The sequence below is a fragment of the Streptomyces chrestomyceticus JCM 4735 genome (assembly GCF_003865135.1).
Taxonomy (GTDB): Bacteria; Actinomycetota; Actinomycetes; order Streptomycetales; family Streptomycetaceae; genus Streptomyces; species Streptomyces chrestomyceticus.
In genome coordinates, this window is sequence record NZ_BHZC01000001.1 from 4,993,559 (window position 1) to 5,008,595 (window position 15,037).

Annotated in this window: 10 protein-coding genes, 4 tRNA genes and 3 pseudogenes; 6 read left to right on the plus strand and 11 right to left on the minus strand. The window is 72.0% G+C overall.

Features of this window, described 5'->3' with window-relative positions:
- Positions 1–24: 24 nt before the first annotated feature.
- A complete protein-coding gene (locus tag EJG53_RS21510) occupies positions 25–945 on the minus strand; it encodes a LysR family transcriptional regulator (RefSeq protein WP_125046177.1) in 921 nt (306 codons plus the stop codon).
- A gap of 101 nt (positions 946–1,046) precedes the next feature.
- On the opposite strand from EJG53_RS21510, the gene EJG53_RS21515 reads away from it, so the two are divergent.
- Both EJG53_RS21515 and EJG53_RS21520 read left to right on the plus strand, forming a co-directional pair.
- Positions 1,047–2,342, plus strand: a complete 1,296-nt coding sequence (locus EJG53_RS21515) for an MFS transporter (protein WP_244955268.1) — start codon at positions 1,047–1,049, stop codon at positions 2,340–2,342.
- Positions 2,343–2,444: 102 nt separating this feature from the next.
- Positions 2,445–3,346: pseudogene (locus EJG53_RS21520) on the plus strand (phosphoribosylaminoimidazolesuccinocarboxamide synthase).
- A gap of 108 nt (positions 3,347–3,454) precedes the next feature.
- Here the strand turns inward: EJG53_RS21520 and EJG53_RS21525 are convergent.
- From EJG53_RS21525 to EJG53_RS42650, 9 genes and pseudogenes are all read right to left on the minus strand, one after another.
- Positions 3,455–3,527, minus strand: a tRNA-Gly gene (locus EJG53_RS21525).
- Between the two features lie 34 nt (positions 3,528–3,561).
- Complete coding sequence (locus EJG53_RS21530; RefSeq protein WP_125049504.1) at positions 3,562–4,245, minus strand: response regulator transcription factor; 684 nt, start codon at positions 4,243–4,245, stop codon at positions 3,562–3,564.
- 113 nt (positions 4,246–4,358) lie between these two features.
- Entirely contained in the window at positions 4,359–5,741 is a 1,383-nt protein-coding gene (locus tag EJG53_RS21535) for a sensor histidine kinase (protein WP_244955269.1), read from the minus strand.
- 2 nt (positions 5,742–5,743) lie between these two features.
- The gene (locus EJG53_RS21540) at positions 5,744–6,571 is read right to left on the minus strand and encodes an ABC transporter permease (RefSeq protein WP_125046178.1); all 828 of its coding nucleotides are present in this window, start codon (positions 6,569–6,571) and stop codon (positions 5,744–5,746) included.
- A complete protein-coding gene (locus tag EJG53_RS21545; RefSeq protein WP_125046179.1) occupies positions 6,568–7,542 on the minus strand; it encodes an ABC transporter ATP-binding protein in 975 nt (324 codons plus the stop codon). The genes EJG53_RS21540 and EJG53_RS21545 overlap by 4 nt, the downstream gene beginning before the upstream one ends.
- Positions 7,543–7,758: 216 nt before the next feature.
- Positions 7,759–7,831 (minus strand) — tRNA-Gly (locus EJG53_RS21550).
- 75 nt (positions 7,832–7,906) lie between these two features.
- Positions 7,907–7,978 (minus strand) — tRNA-Gly (locus tag EJG53_RS21555).
- 45 nt (positions 7,979–8,023) lie between these two features.
- Positions 8,024–8,095, minus strand: a tRNA-Gly gene (locus EJG53_RS21560).
- 299 nt (positions 8,096–8,394) lie between these two features.
- A pseudogene (locus EJG53_RS42650) lies at positions 8,395–8,714 on the minus strand (histone-like nucleoid-structuring protein Lsr2).
- A 300-nt stretch (positions 8,715–9,014) separates the two neighbouring features.
- Here EJG53_RS42650 and purS point away from each other — a divergent pair.
- Genes purS through purL form a run of 3 tightly spaced genes read left to right on the plus strand, consistent with a single transcriptional unit; the run spans position 9,015 to position 12,294 of the window.
- Positions 9,015–9,272 carry a phosphoribosylformylglycinamidine synthase subunit PurS gene (gene purS / locus EJG53_RS21570; RefSeq protein WP_030679308.1) on the plus strand — a complete coding sequence of 86 codons (258 nt, stop codon included), beginning with the start codon at positions 9,015–9,017 and terminating at the stop codon, positions 9,270–9,272.
- A complete protein-coding gene (purQ, locus tag EJG53_RS21575; RefSeq protein ID WP_125046181.1) occupies positions 9,269–10,024 on the plus strand; it encodes a phosphoribosylformylglycinamidine synthase subunit PurQ in 756 nt (251 codons plus the stop codon). Before purS ends, purQ begins: the two co-directional genes overlap by 4 nt.
- On the plus strand, positions 10,021–12,294 hold the full coding sequence (purL, locus tag EJG53_RS21580; RefSeq protein ID WP_125046182.1) for a phosphoribosylformylglycinamidine synthase subunit PurL: 2,274 nt from the start codon (positions 10,021–10,023) through the stop codon (positions 12,292–12,294). The genes purQ and purL overlap by 4 nt, the downstream gene beginning before the upstream one ends.
- A gap of 397 nt (positions 12,295–12,691) precedes the next feature.
- Here the strand turns inward: purL and EJG53_RS21585 are convergent, their stop codons facing one another.
- A complete protein-coding gene (locus tag EJG53_RS21585; protein WP_413790170.1) occupies positions 12,692–14,302 on the minus strand; it encodes an MFS transporter in 1,611 nt (536 codons plus the stop codon).
- A gap of 78 nt (positions 14,303–14,380) precedes the next feature.
- Here EJG53_RS21585 and EJG53_RS43945 point away from each other — a divergent pair.
- A pseudogene (locus EJG53_RS43945) lies at positions 14,381–15,027 on the plus strand (TetR/AcrR family transcriptional regulator).
- Positions 15,028–15,037: the final 10 nt, after the last annotated feature.

Genomic DNA, 15,037 nt, shown 5'->3' on the forward strand with positions numbered 1-15,037 from the left:
CGGTGGGCCCAGGGGATTCCGCCGCTACCGCGCCGCGAACGTCCCCAGCTCCCGCGCCAGCGCCACCGTCAGCGCCCGGAAGATCCGTACCTCGGGGTGGGGATCGTCCGCCCGCGTCGCCAGCACGCTGTGCGCGTACGGCGCGTCCAGCACCGGCACGTACACGGTCCCCGGCCACGGGTAGTAGCGGGCGAAGGACTTCAGCCCGGAGCCCGCCCCGCGGCCCGCCGCGACACTCGTCAGCACGTCCTGCGGGGTCAGCGCGCAGTCCGGGGCGCGGCGCTCGCCCTCGTCGAAGTACAGGTAGTCGGTGAACGGGCGCGGGGTGTGCCGGGGCAGCCGCAGGTACGGCAGGTCGATGATGTCCGCGACCCGGACGCCCGTCGCCGCCGCGTCCGCGAGCTGCGAGGCCGCCGACACGGCGACGATGCGCTGCTCGGTGGTCAGGACGTCCACCTCGATGTCCTCGCTCCGGATCGCGGGCCGGACGAACGCGACGTCCACCCGGTCCTCGCGCAGCGCGCTGCAGTGCTCCGTGAAGTTGAGCTGGACGAGCTTGAGCGGGACCTCCGGGCGGGCCCGGCGGAAGGCGTTGACGGCCGCCGGCGTGACCTCGGCCGAACCGTGGCCCATCACCCCCACCCGCAGCCCGCGGTCGGCCAGGGACGACGCCGCCGAGGCGCGCTGCGCCGCCTCGGTCACGTCCTCCACGGCGGCGTTCGCGGCGGCCAGCAGCGTACGGGCGTGGGAGGCCAGCCGCCGGCCGGCGGCGGTCGGCCGCACGGGGCCGTTGCCGCGGTCCAGCAGCCGGGTGCCGAGCTCGCGCTCCAGTTGCTGCACGTGCTGGGTGACCGCGGCGGGGGAGAGGAAGAGCCGCGACGCGGCCCGTCCGAAGTGGCCTTCCTCGACCACCGCCAAGAAGGAAGACAGTCGTCGCAGGTCCATGCGTGCCACGATAAAACGATCCGGCGTCCGGTCACGGGGGCCGTTCACGATTCCTGAACGGAGGCGGCGCCCAGGGCCTCCGGCCTCGTACAACGGCTCTCATGAGCACGCCCGCCGCCGATCCACGTACCGATCCCCGCACCGATCCCCGCACCGATTCCCGTACGGCTCTCCGTACGGACGCCCGTACCGACTCCCGTCACCGCCACTGGCTCCGTGCCGGCTGGATGATGACGGCCTCCGGCTGGAGCGCCAACCAGTTCTCCGCCCTCCTCGGCGCCTACCGTGACGACCTGGGCCTGGCCACGGCCACCACCACCGCCCTCTTCGCGGTGTACGTCCTCGGCCTGATCCCCGGGCTGCTGCTGGGCGGCCCGCTCGCCGACCGGCGTGGCCGCCGTCCCGTGGTCTTCGCCGCGCTCGCCACCGCCGCCGTGGCGACCTGTCTGCTGATGGCGGGCCCGGCCGCCGCCTGGCTCCTGTGGCCGGGCCGCTTCCTGACCGGTCTCGGCGCGGGCGCCCTGCTCACCGCGGGCAGCGTGTGGATCAAGGAGCTCTCGTCCGCCCCGTACGACCCGGCCACCGCACCCGGCACGGCCGCCCGCCGCTCCGGGCTCTTCCTCTCCGCGGGCTTCGCCTCCGGCGGGCTGGCCGCCGCGCTGATCGCCCAGTGGGCACCGCACCCGATGGTCACGGCGTACGTCCCGCACCTGGTGCTCTCGGCGGTGGCCGCGCTGGCGGCCGCCCGGGCGCCGGAGACGGGCCGGGCCGGGGCCGTACCGCACGCCGCCGCCTCCGCCGCCGACGCGGCCCGGCCCGCCGCCCACGGGACGTCCGGCGCCCCCTTCCGGCGGCTGGTGGCCCCGGTGGCGCCCTGGGTGTTCGCCGCCCCCACCATCGCCTTCGTGACCCTCCCCGGCCTCGTCGGCGACCGCCTGGACGGCTGGCAGACCGTGTACGCGGGCGTCGCCACCGCCGTGACCCCGGGCGCCGGGCTCCTCGTGGCGCCCCTCGCCCGCCGGCTCGCCGCCCGGCACCGCCTCGCCACCGCCGCCGCCGGACTGGCGGCCGTCGCACTCGGCCTCCTCGTCGCCGCCGGTGCCGTGGCGGCCGGGCAGCCCGTCGTGGCGCTGATCGCCGCGGCCGTGCTCGGCGGCGGATACGGGCTGTGCGTGGCGTACGGGCTGACCGAGGTCGCCGCCCTGGCGCCGCCGCACCGGCTGGCCCGCCTCACCGCCCGCTTCTGGACCCTCGCCTATCTGGGGTTCTTCGCCCCGTACGTGATCACCCTGGTCAGCGCGGCGGTGCCGCCACCGGTCGTCCTCGCGGCCGCCGCGGTGCTGGCCCTGCTGACACTGGCCGCGGTCGGCCGCGCGGCCCGCCGGGACGGAGTGTGACCGGGACCTGATCCGCACCCGACCGGACCCTGCGCCGCCGCTTCCACCCCGCATACGGGAGAATCGGGCGGAGGGGACTGGATCAACCTACGCGGAGGCAGCGTGTCCGGTTTTGTAGAAAAGCCCGAGGCAGTGGAGGTACCGGGGCTCACCCACCTCCACACGGGCAAGGTGCGCGACCTCTACCAGAACGCCGACGGCGAGCTGATCATGGTCGCCAGTGACCGCATCTCCGCCTTCGACTGGGTGCTGCCCACCGAGATCCCCGACAAGGGCCGGGTGCTGACCCAGCTCTCGCTGTGGTGGTTCGACCAGCTCGCCGACCTCGTGCCCAACCACGTGCTCTCCACGGACCTGCCCCGGGCGCCCCCGCGGACTGGGAGGGCCGGACGACGGTCTGCACGTCGCTGGCCATGGTCCCGGTGGAGTGCGTCGCCCGCGGCTACCTCACCGGCTCCGGCCTCGCCGAGTACCAGCAGACCCGTACGGTCTGCGGGCTGGCGCTGCCGGAGGGGCTGAGCGACGGCTCGGAACTGCCCGGACCGATCTTCACCCCTGCCACCAAGGCCGCCGTCGGCGAGCACGACGAGAACGTCCCGTACGAGGAGGTCGCCCGCCAGGTCGGCGCCGAGGTCGCCGCCCAGCTCCGGCAGACCACCCTCGCCGTGTACGGGCGCGCCCGCGACATCGCCCGCGAGCGCGGCATCGTGCTGGCGGACACCAAGTTCGAGTTCGGCTTCGACACGGAACAGCGGCTGACGCTGGCGGACGAGGTCCTCACCCCGGACTCCTCGCGCTTCTGGCCCGCGGACGCGTGGCAGCCGGGCCGGGCCCAGCCCTCCTTCGACAAGCAGTTCGTCCGCGACTGGCTCACCTCGCCCGCCTCCGGCTGGGACCGCCGGAGCGAGCAGCCGCCCCCGCCGCTGCCGCAGGAGACGGTCGAGCACACCCGCGCCAAGTACATCGAGGCGTACGAGCGGCTCACCGGGCTGCCCTGGTCGTGACGCCGGGGACGGAGTGACGCGGGCCGGGGACCGGCGTCACTCCGTCCCGTACGCGAAGGGTCCCGCACGCGAAAGGCCCCGGTCGCGATGACCGGGGCCTTTTCCCTGAGCGGACGACGAGGCTCGAACTCGCGACCTCAACCTTGGCAAGGTTGCGCTCTACCAACTGAGCTACGTCCGCCTGCCCCGCGCTCAGCGGCGCGGTGCGGGCTCCACTATAGCCAACCTCGGGCGCGGGCGATGCGCGCTGCCGCGTGCCGGTTCTCCGCGCACAGTTTCGCGGCGGCCGAGGAGAGGTAGTTGCGCACCGTTCCCGGCGACAGCGCGGCCCGCTCCGCGATCTCCGCGATGGGCGCGCCGTTCTCCGCGTACTCCAGCACCTCCGCCTCCCGTACGGTCAGCGGCGAGTCCCCGGCACTGATCGCGTCGGCCGCCAACTCCGGGTCGACATAACGGTTTCCGGCGTGCACCGAGCGGATGATCTCGGCCAGCCGCTGGGCCGAGACGGTCTTGGGGACGAACCCCTTGACCCCCGCCTCCAGGGCCCGCTTCAGATGGCCGGGGCGCCCGTGACTGGTCACGATCATGGTCCGGCAGCCGGGCAGCCGGGTGCGCAGGGATGTGGCCACCGCCACACCGTCCAGCCCCGGCATCTGAAGATCCAGTACGGCGATGTCGGGACGCTGGGCCAGCGCCATCGCCAGGGCCTCCGGTCCGGAAGCGGCCTCCGCCACCACCTGGAGATCGTCCTCCAGCGCGAGCAGCGCCGCCAGCGCGCCCCGGATCAGATGCTCGTCGTCGGCGAGCAGCACCCGCAGCGGCGCGGGGGCCCCGGCCGCGCCCGTGCCCGGCCCCCGACCGTCCTCGCCTCCCGGCGCTCCCGGCACTCCCTCGGACATCCGCCCCGGCTCCTCCGCCATGATTTCCGCTTCTCTCCCGGCGCTCCGCGCCCGCCACGTGCCGCGGCCGCCCGCCGCACGCCTTGTCCTTACCCGATGCCTTACCCGATGCCTTACCCGATGGCTTTCCCGTTGCCCTGCGCCCCGGCCGGCAGCCCGTCCGCGGCCGTCTCCGGCCCGTACCCCAGCAGCTCGTCCTTCTCCAGCGGTACGTGGGCCCGCAGCCAGAAACGCCCGCCTGGCCGGGGGCCGACGGTCAGGGTGCCGCCGAACGCGGCGAGCCGTTCCCGCAGCCCGGCGATGCCGCTTCCGTCACCGCGCCGCGCGGCGTCCTCCAGCACGCCGTCGTTCTCCATCGAGAACACCACCGCCGGTCCGGGCCGCGCCGCGGCGGCCGTCCGCCCGGCCCCGGGCGCGCCGTCGGGCGTCACCCGCAGGGTCAGCCAGCAGGAGGCCGCGTTCGCGTGCCGCAGCACGTTGGTGGTGCCTTCCCGTACGACCCAGGCCAGCACCGACTGCACCTGCTGCGGAACCCCGGCGCTGCCCTCCTGGTCCATCAGGCACTCCACCCCGGCCGCCAGGAGCACCGCCCGGGCGCCCGCCAGCTCCACCTGGAGATCGGCCTCCCGGTAGGCGCGGACCACGTCCCGTACCTCCCGCTGGGAGTCCTGGGCCAACTGCTGCACCTCCGCCATCTGGTCGGCGGCCTCCGGCCGGCCCTTGCGCGCCAGCCGTACCCCCAGCTCGCTCTTGAGGGCGATGACGGACAGGTTGCGGCCGACGACGTCGTGCATGTCGCGCGCGAACCGCAGCCGCTCCTCGGCGACGGCCAGCCGGGCCTGGTCGCCCTTGGCCTCGTCCAGCTCGCGCATCGCGGCGAGGATCCAGGCCCAGCTACGGCATGTGAGCGCGGCGAAGGCTGAGGAGAAGAGGAAAGTAGGCGGCAGACCCAAGGCGTACTTGATCGGGACGCCCGTAAGGGCCAGTCCTGCCACGGCGACCACCGAAGCCGCGACGGAGACCACCGCCTGCCAGCGCTTCTTGAGCACCAGGGCGAGAAGCGATCCGGCGGGCAGGACGGGGAACAGCATCGCCGTGCAGTAGAGCGACGCACGCATCGGCAGGCTGGTGGCGAGCATCGTGACCAGGACGACCGACACGGCTGACAGCACGCCCGACACGGCGATCAGCCGCCATGGCGCGGGGGTGCCGTACACGTAGTGCGACAGCCCGCGCCGTACGCCGGGTACGTAGACGGCGCACTGCACCAGCCCCAGCACCACCGTGGGCAGGATCAGAGCCGGAGAGCGGTGGATCTCGGCCGTCGCGCTGAGGAGCGGCGCCGCGAGCCAGCCGATGAGCATCAGCCACGGCGTGATGTACAGCGTCCACCGCGCCCACATGTACACCTGCGCGACCCTGCCACGCCCCCGCAACTTGCGTAGCTGCCCGTGGAACACCGGCCCCGCACCCCCGTCGTCCCCATCGCCGTACATGGTCAGTTCCGTGGCTCCCAACGGAACCACCGACGTACAGCAAACACCGCCAGACCGGCCCAGACCAACGCGATGACCAGCCGCTTCAGTGTGTCGGTGAGGTCGCCCTGGCCGATCCAGCCGTCCCGGACCAGGCCCATCACCGGGGAGAGCGGCAGCAACTCCAGGATGTTGGCGATCTTGTCGGGCAGGACGTCCAGCGGCACGATCATGCCGGAGCCGGCCATCGAGACGAAGACGAACGGCATCGTCGTCAACTGCGCCGCCTCGGCGCTCTTGGTGATGCCGGTGGAGGCGGCGGCCATCGCCACCGCGATCAGCATGCCCAGGAGGACGCCCAGCACGACCAGGTGCGGGGCCCGGGGGGCGCCCGCGTCCATGACGAGTCCGCCGAGGACGGCCAGCAGGACGATCTGCGCCAGCCCGAGGAGCACCGCCGGCAGCGCCGACCCGGCCAGGATCTCCCGGTCCGACAGCTCACCGCAGCGCAGCCGCTTGAGCACCAGCTCCTCGCGCCGGGTCACCAGCGACCCGGTGACGGACGAGTACACCGCGAAGAGCAGGACGAAGCCGATGGTGCCCGGCAGCAGCACCGTGCCGACCGACAGGCCGTTGGCCTGGAGCGGCATCTCGGAAACCGCCTGCCGCATGGCGAAGGCCATGATCAGCGGCATCAGCAGCGTCATGAACAGCGCGGTCTTGTTACGGCCCAGGAGGATCAGTTCGGCGCGGAACAGGGCGGCCAGCCGCTCCCGCGCTCCCGTACGGGCGCCCGCTGCGGCACTCGTACCGGGCTCCTGCTCGACGGCCTTGACGTCGGCGACGCTCACTTGTCCTCCAAACCCTTGGCGATCCGCAGGAACGCCTCTTCCAGCGATGCCGAGCGGGCGTCCAGCCCCCGCAGCTCGACGCCCTCGTCGCGCGCCCAGAGCAGCAGACCGGTCGCGGCCCGCTGCAGGTCGGACGTCTGCAGCCGCAGGGTCCGGCCCGCCGTCTCCTGCCCTTCCACGCCCAGCGCCGCCAGTGGCGGCAGGTGGTCCGGCGTGTAGCCCGGGGGCAGTTCGAAGGAGATCTGCGCGGGGTGGGTGGCCACCACGTCCGCGACGGTGCCGGCCGTCGCGATCCGGCCCCGGTGCATGATCGCGAGGCGGTCGGCCAGCTCCTGGGCCTCTTCCAGGTAGTGCGTGGTCAGCACGACCGTCGTGCCGCCCGCCCGCAGCTCGCGGATCAACTCCCAGGTCGTGTGGCGGGCTTCGGTGTCCAGGCCGGTGGTCGGCTCGTCCAGGAAGAGCACCTCGGGCCGTCCCAGCGTCGCCGTGGCCAGGTCCAGCCGCCGCCGTTCACCGCCGGAGAGCTGTTTGACCCGTACGTCCTTGCGCTTGGTCATGCCGACCGTGGCCAGCGCCTCGCCGACCGGCCGGGCGCCGGTGGTGGCCCCGGCCCACATCCGTACGGTCTCCTCCACGGTCAACTCCGCGGGGAAGCCGCCCTCCTGGAGCATCGCGCCGACCCGCGGCCGGACCTTCGCGCGCTCCGTGTACGGGTTGTGGCCCAGCACCCGTACCGTGCCGCCGGTCGGCGCGGCCAGTCCCTCCAGGACTTCGAGGGTGGAGGTCTTGCCCGCCCCGTTCGTCCCCAGCAGGGCGAACAGCTCGCCGCGCTCGACGGAGAAGTCGATGCCCCGTACCGCTTCGAAGGCCGTGGTGTCCTTCTTGTTCCTCCGGCCGCCCCCGGACGGCCCGTACCGCCTGCGCAGGCCCGTGACGTCTATCACGCGCCCGCTCGTGTCCCCGATGTTCATGCTTCAAGGCTCCCGCCGGAACCGGGCTCCGGGCAGTGCGGCTTGTCATCACCGCAGATGACAAATGTCAGGAGGGGCGGGGCGGGGGAACCGGAGGAGGGGAGGGGCCGGTTCCGGAGCGGAATCCGGGGCGGGAGCCGGGGTGCGGCCCGGCGTGGGGTCCGGGACGAGGAAAGGCAAAAGACCCCGGTCGCGATGACCGGGGTCTTTTGCCTGAGCGGACGACGAGGCTCGAACTCGCGACCTCAACCTTGGCAAGGTTGCGCTCTACCAACTGAGCTACGTCCGCAGGCATCCGACCGGCTTTCACCGGGCGGCGCGACAGCTACTCTACCTGATCCACCGGAGTGGTCGGTACTGTCGGAGCGGGTGACAGGGATTGCACACTGCGCCTCCCCCTTGGAAAGGGGGCGCTCTACTACTGAGCTACACCCGCATGACCACCATCAATCGGTCCGTACGGACTTCTTGATGCTGTCAGAGCGGGTGACAGGGATCGCACACTGCGCCTCCCTCTTGGAAAGAGGGCGCTCTACTACTGAGCTACACCCGCGTGACTCCTCGGGATCCGGCCTTTCGGCCTCGCCCCTCGGCGTGCTCCAGACTCTAGCTGATCAACGGGGGTGCTGCGCAACTCCGCTGGGGGACGGCCGGAACCGGGCGCGGCCGCCCCGTCTTCCCGCCGATGACCGGCCTCGGCCGAGGCGCCTCCGCGCCCCTCCCCGGCCCGTCCCCGCTCCGTCCGGCTGGGGACCGGCGGCCTGACGGGGGCGAGGGAGGCGTGTGAGGGGGCGGGTGGGCGCGAGGGGAGGAGGCGGACCCTCCCCCTCCGCGGCCGGCCGCCCCTCCGGATCAGTTGTTGGCCGCGTCGAAAGCCTCGTAGACCTTCTTCGGAATCCGGCCGCGCGGGGCACGTCCATGTGGTGGGAACGGGCCCAGGCGCGCACGGCGGCGGGGTCCGGGGTCACCGAGGTGTGGTGGTACGCCTTGCCGGACTTCGACCGCTTGCGGCCGGCCTCCACGAACGGGGCGAGGGCGCCGCGCAGTTTCTTCGCATTGGCGGGATTGAGGTCGATCTCGTACCACTTCCCGTCCAAACCGAAGGTGACCGTCTCTGCGGCTTCTCCGCCTTCGATGTCATCGGAGAGCGTGACTACTACGCGCTGCGCCACGGATATCGGTCCTTTCGAGCAGCAACCCCACCTTGACATGGGGGGATGCTGCAGATCCGGCTGATTGGGATCAATGCATTTTCATTTGTACAGCGGCGGGCATTGCATGGTGAAGCCCAGTTAATTTCCTCAGCGTGTCCTTCCGCAATGCGGACCCTAGGTCTTTTCTGAGATTTTCCCCACCGCTTACCGCGGCCGACGCCGTACCGTGACCGCGCCGTCACGATATCTATGCGCGTAGATTTTCGAACACGGTACTGTGATGGCACCGCCTTACGCACCACACCATCGGGAGTGCCAGTGGCACGCGTCGTAGTCGACGTCATGCTCAAGCCGGAGATCCTCGACCCGCAGGGGCAGGCGGTGCAGCGCGCACTGCCACGCCTGGGATTCGAGGGGATCGGCGACGTCCGTCAGGGCAAGCGATTCGAACTTGAGGTGGAGGGCCCGGTCGACGACGCCGCCCTTGCCCGTATCCACGAGATGGCCGAGACCTTCCTGGCCAACACCGTCATCGAGGACTTCACCGTCCACGTCGAAGACCGGGCCGGGTCATGACCCGCCCGTCGCCCGCCACCGCCCCGAGCGGAGGCCCTGCGGGCCGCAGCAACACTCGCATCGGGGTCATCACCTTTCCCGGCACGCTCGACGACCGTGACACCCAGCGCGCCGTCCGGCTCGCGGGGGCCGAGGCGGTGCCGCTGTGGCACCGCGACAAGGACCTCAAGCAGGTCGACGCCGTGGTGCTCCCCGGCGGCTTCTCCTACGGCGACTACCTGCGGGCCGGCGCCATCTCCCGTTTCTCGCCGGTCATGGAGACCGTGATCGAACAGGCCAAGGGCGGCCTGCCGGTCCTCGGCATCTGCAACGGCTTCCAGGTCCTGACCGAGACCCACCTGCTGCCCGGCGCGATGCTGCGCAACGACAGCCTGCACTTCATCTGCCGCGACCAGCGGCTGCGGGTGGAGAACGCGGACACCGCCTGGACCGCCGACTACACCGCCGGCCAGGAGATCTCCGTACCGCTGAAGAACATCGACGGCCGGTACGTCGCCGACGAGCGCACGCTCGACATGCTGGAGGCCGAGGGCCGGGTCGCCTTCCGCTACCTGACCGAGGGCGACCCCGCCGACGGCTACGGCAACCCCAACGGCTCGCTGCGCGACATCGCCGGCGTCACCAACGAGGCGGGCAACGTCGTCGGCCTCATGCCGCATCCCGAGCACGCCGTCGAGCCGCTGATCGGCACCGGCCGTACGGACGGCCTCGGATTCTTCACCTCGATCCTGAAGAAATTGGTCACCGCATGACGCTCGACACGGTCAAGCACGCAGCCGAGACGCCGGACACCGACCAGCCGTGGGCCGAACTGGGCCTGAAGCAGGACGAGTACGAGCGCGTCCGCGAGATCCTCGGCCGCCGTCCCACCGGCGCCGAACTCGCCATGTACTCCGTCATGTGGTCCGAGCACTGCTCGTACAAGAGCAGCAAGGTCCACCTGAAGCAGTTCGGCCAGAAGGTCCCCGAGAACGACGCGATGCTCGTCGGCATCGGCGAGAACGCGGGCGTCGTCGACGTCGGCCAGGGTTACGCCGTCACCTTCAAGGTCGAGTCGCACAACCACCCGTCCTACGTGGAGCCCTACCAGGGCGCGGCCACCGGCGTCGGCGGCATCGTCCGCGACATCATCGCCATGGGCGCCCGCCCGGTCGCCGTCGTGGACCCGCTGCGCTTCGGCGCCGCCGACCACCCCGACACCAAGCGCGTCCTGCCGGGCGTCGTCGCGGGCATCGGCGGCTACGGCAACTGCCTGGGCCTGCCCAACATCGGCGGCGAGGTCGTCTTCGACTCCTGCTACCAGGGCAACCCGCTGGTCAACGCCGGTGCCATCGGCGTGATGCGGCACGAGGACATCCACCTCGCCAAGGCGTCCGGCGCCGGCAACAAGGTCATCCTCTACGGCGCCCGGACCGGCGGCGACGGCATCGGCGGCGCCTCCATCCTGGCCTCCGAGACCTTCACGGATGCATCAGCGGCTGACGCCGCGGGTGCGAAGCCGTCCAAGCGACCCGCCGTCCAGGTCGGCGACCCCTTCCAGGAGAAGCTGCTCATCGAGTGCACCCTGGAGGCGTTCGCCGAAAAGCTCGTCGTCGGCATCCAGGACCTCGGCGCGGCCGGGCTGTCCTGCGCCACCAGCGAGCTGGCCTCCAACGGCTCCGGCGGCATGCGCGTGGAGCTGGACGACGTACCACTGCGCGACTCCACGCTCTCGCCCGAGGAAATCCTCATGAGCGAGTCGCAGGAACGCATGTGCGCCGTCGTGGAGCCCGCGAAGGTCGAACGGTTCCTGGCGATCTGCGAGAAGTGGGACGTCACCGCCACCGTCATCGGTGAGGTCACCGACGGCGACCGGCTGGAGATCTTCTGGCACGGCGAGAAGATCGTCGACGTCGACCCGAAGACCGTCGCCCACGAAGGCCCGGTCTACGAGCGTCCGTACGCGCGCCCCGCCTGGCAGGACGAACTGCAGGCCGACGACGCGGGCAAGCTGGCACGGCCGCGGACCGGCGAGGAACTGCGTGAGCAGGTCCTGAAGCTGGTCGCCTCGCCCAACCAGGCGTCCAAGTCCTGGATCACCAGCCAGTACGACCACTTCGTGCAGGGCGGCACCGTGCTGGCCCAGCCGGAGGACGCCGGCATGATCCGGATCGACGAGAAGACCGGGCTGGGCGTGGCCATCGCCACCGACGGCAACGGCCGCTACGCCAAGCTCGACCCGTACCACGGCGCGCAACTGGCGCTGGCCGAGTCGTACCGCAACGTCGCGGCGACCGGCGCCAAGCCGCTCGCGATCTCCGACTGCCTGAACTTCGGCTCGCCCGAGGACCCGGCCGTCATGTGGCAGTTCTCCGAGGCCGTCCGCGGTCTCGCCGACGGCTGCCTGGAGCTCGGCACGCCCGTCACCGGCGGCAACGTCTCGCTCTACAACCAGACCGGCGAGGCCGCCATCCACCCGACCCCCGTGGTCGCGGTGCTCGGCGTCATCGACGACGTCAGCCGTCGCACGCCGGTCGCCTTCGCCGACGAGGGCCACCTCGTCTACCTCCTCGGCGACACCGAGGACGAACTGAGCGGCTCGGCCTGGTCCCAGGTCGTCCACGACCACCTCGGCGGCCTGCCGCCGAAGGTGGACCTCGCCCGCGAGAAGCTGCTGGCCGAGATCCTGATCTCGGCCTCCCGCGACGGCATGGTCGACGCGGCGCACGACCTCTCCGACGGCGGCCTGGTCCAGGCGCTCGTCGAGTCGTGCCTGCGCGGCGGCAAGGGCGCCCGGATCGTCGTCCCCGACGGGATGGACCCCTTCGTCCTCCTCTTCTCGGAGTCGGCGGGCCGCGCGATCGTCGCCGTCCCGCGCAGCGAGGAACTGCGCTTCACCGACATGTGCGGCGCGCGCGGCCTCCCGGCCACCCGCATCGGCGTGGTCGACGGTGACGCGATCGACGTACAGGACCAGTTCACCCTGCCGCTGAGCGAACTCCGCGCGGCGCACGAGGCGACGATTCCGTCGCTGTTCGGCTGAAACGGGGCGGTCCGGTCCGGCCTGGTCCGGTCCGGCTCGGTCTGGCCTGGTCCGGTCCGGCTCGGTCTGGCCTGGTCCGGTCCGGCTCGGTCTGGCCAGGGTCGGTCCGGCTCGGCTCGACCTGGCCGACGGCGCCGCACCTGGTGCAGTCCGCCCGCACGGTGGCCCGTCCCTTCGGGGGCGGGCCACCGCCGTAAGCCCTGCCGGTGCCGGCCCGTCCGGGGGCAGAACCTCTGCCCCTTCCCCCTCCCCCCCCCGCCCCACCCCTCTCCCCCTTCCTCGCCCTGAGGCCCCCTCCCCGTCCTCCTCGCGCCCTGGGGTTCCCCTCCCCGTCCTGCCCGCGCCCCGAGGCTCCCCGCCTCCGACCCTGCTCGCGCCCCGGGGCCCCGCCTTCGGCCTATTCGCTCCACTCGCTCCCGGCGGCCGGCTCAGCCGGCTGCCCGGCCGCGCCTCCTCCCCGTATGCAGAGCGCCAGGAGCACCGCCAGCGCCAGCACGGCTGTCGAGCAGAGGAAGACGGCGGCTATGGAGGAGCCGAAGGCGTCCAGCGCCCGGGCGTGGGCCTCGCCCTTCAGGGCCGGTATGGCGCTGGTGGAGCCGCCGGGGCCGTGGTCGGCGTAGACGCGGGCCAGTACCGTTCCGAAGAAGGCCACGCCCAGTGAGCTGCCGAGGGTCTGGAAGAAGCGGATGCCGGTCGTCGCCACTCCGAGCTGGTGGTGGGGTGCGGCCTGCTGGACCAGCACGATCAGCTGCCCGAGAGTCTGGCCGAAACCGGCGCCGAGCAGCAGGAGTTCGGCCCGTACGGTCCACAGGCCGGTGTCGGCGCCGTTCGTCGAGAGCAGGAGCGTGGCCACGGCGGCGCAGGCCGCACCACTGATCACGGAGTTCTTCTCCGACCAGCCGCGGGCGCTGAGCCGGCTCGTCAGCAGGCCCGAGCCGGCTATGCCGAGCGCCACCGGGATCATGAACAGGCTCGCCGAGGTGGGATCGATGCCGCGCGCCAACTGGAGATAGATCATCACGTAGACCAGCGAGCCCGTCAGGGCCACGCCGACCAGGCCCTGGACGGCGAAGGCGGCACGCAGCGTACGGATTCGGAACATCGACAGCGGGAGCAGCGGTTCGGCGGCGGTGGCCTGCCGCCACAGGAACAGTGCGAGCAGCGCCACCGCCCCGCCGGCCAGCCCCAGGATCACCGGTGAGCCCCAGGGGTGCTCCCGGCCGCCCCACTCCGTCACCAGCAGCAGCGCCGTGGAGAACGCGGCGGCCAGCGCCGCCCCGAGGAAGTCGATGCGCCGCCGTTCGCCGTGGCGGGGGAGGTCGAGGACGAAGGCCGACACGACGAGCACGACCAGGCCGATCGGCAGGTTGACGTAGAAGATCCAACGCCAGTCCGCGTGTTCGGCGAGCAGCCCGCCGACGACCGGTCCCAGGGCCATGCCGGCCCCCGCGACCAGCCCGCCCAGTCCGGCCCCCTTGCCCGGGCCGCGCTTCCCCGGCCCTCTGAGCTGCGCGATGACGACCATGGTGACGCTCATCAGACCGCCGCCGCCCAGGCCCTGCACCGCACGGAAGGCGACCAACTGGTCCATGTCCTGTGCGGCCCCGCACAGCGCCGAGCCGAGCAGGAAGGTGGCCACGGCGCCGAGGAAGACCCGCTTCGCGCCGAGGGAGTCGCAGAGTTTGCCGTACAGGGGCAGCGCGGCGGTGGCAGCGAGCGAGAACGCGCTGACGAGCCAGGGGATGCGGTCGATGCCGTGCAGCGGGTCCAGCTCGCGGGCGATCGGGACGGTCGCGGCCGAGACGATGTTCTGGTCGAGTACGGCGAGGAGCATCGTGGCGAGGCAGACGGTGAAGCCGATCTTGAGTCGGAGCGAGGTCGTGCCGCCGGGTCCGTCGGTCCCGGGACCGGGATCGGCGCCGGATGCGGCACCGGGACCGGCGCCACCTGTGGCGACGCTGCCCGGCGGGGTCCGTGGGGGGTGCGAAGGAGTGGTGGAAGCGTTCATGGCAGCACCATGCCCGCGAAGCGTAGACCGAGTCAATGTTTTGCCCGGTATTATTTTTTGTCCTGGTACAGTGGTGGCATGGCCGAGGAGCTGGGACTGCGCGAGCGCAAGAAACTGCAGACGGAGCGGCGGGTCTGGCGGACCGCCGTCGAACTGTTCCTGGAGCGGGGCTTCGAAAAGGTCTCCGTCCAGGAGATCGCCGCCGCCGCCGAGGTCTCGAAGATGACCGTCTTCAACTACTACGGCTCCAAGGAGGACCTGGTCCTCAAGCCGATGGAGCACCACGCCGGCGACGCGGCCCACGCCGTCCACACCCGCGCGCCGGGGAGTCCGCGGTCGCGGCCGTCTGCCGCCAGTTCGTCGAGCTGCTGGAGCTGCGGGACCCCTCCGTCGGCCTGTGCGACCAGCAGGAGGTACTCAGCATCCGCCGCCTGATCGTGGAGACCCCGGGCCTGCTGCTCCGCGCGTACGCCAACCGGATGCACGGCCTCCAGCAACTCGCCGACGTGCTGGCGGCGGAGACCGGCGGCGACCGGATGGAGGCCCAGGTCGCCGCGGGCCAGTTGATGGCCGCCCGGAACGCGCTCATCAACGAGAACCACCGCAGGCTGCTGGCCGGTGAGTCCGCCGACGCGGTGTATCCCGACGCGGTGGCCGCCGCCCACCGGGCCTTCGGCCTGGTGGAGCAAGGGCTGGGGGACTACGCGACGCGCCCCGCCGAGTAGCCTCGACGCC

Coding starts and splice junctions, on each gene's coding strand:
- EJG53_RS21510 (WP_125046177.1), bottom strand. CDS start 945: ATGGACCTGCGACGACTGTCTTCCTTCTTGGCGGTGGTCGAGGAAGGC.
- EJG53_RS21515 (WP_244955268.1), top strand. CDS start 1,047: ATGAGCACGCCCGCCGCCGATCCACGTACCGATCCCCGCACCGATCCC.
- EJG53_RS21530 (WP_125049504.1), bottom strand. CDS start 4,245: ATGTCCGAGGGAGTGCCGGGAGCGCCGGGAGGCGAGGACGGTCGGGGG.
- EJG53_RS21535 (WP_244955269.1), bottom strand. CDS start 5,741: ATGTACGGCGATGGGGACGACGGGGGTGCGGGGCCGGTGTTCCACGGG.
- EJG53_RS21545 (WP_125046179.1), bottom strand. CDS start 7,542: ATGAACATCGGGGACACGAGCGGGCGCGTGATAGACGTCACGGGCCTG.
- purQ (WP_125046181.1), top strand. CDS start 9,269: ATGACCCGCCCGTCGCCCGCCACCGCCCCGAGCGGAGGCCCTGCGGGC.
- purL (WP_125046182.1), top strand. CDS start 10,021: ATGACGCTCGACACGGTCAAGCACGCAGCCGAGACGCCGGACACCGAC.
- EJG53_RS21585 (WP_413790170.1), bottom strand. CDS start 14,302: ATGAACGCTTCCACCACTCCTTCGCACCCCCCACGGACCCCGCCGGGC.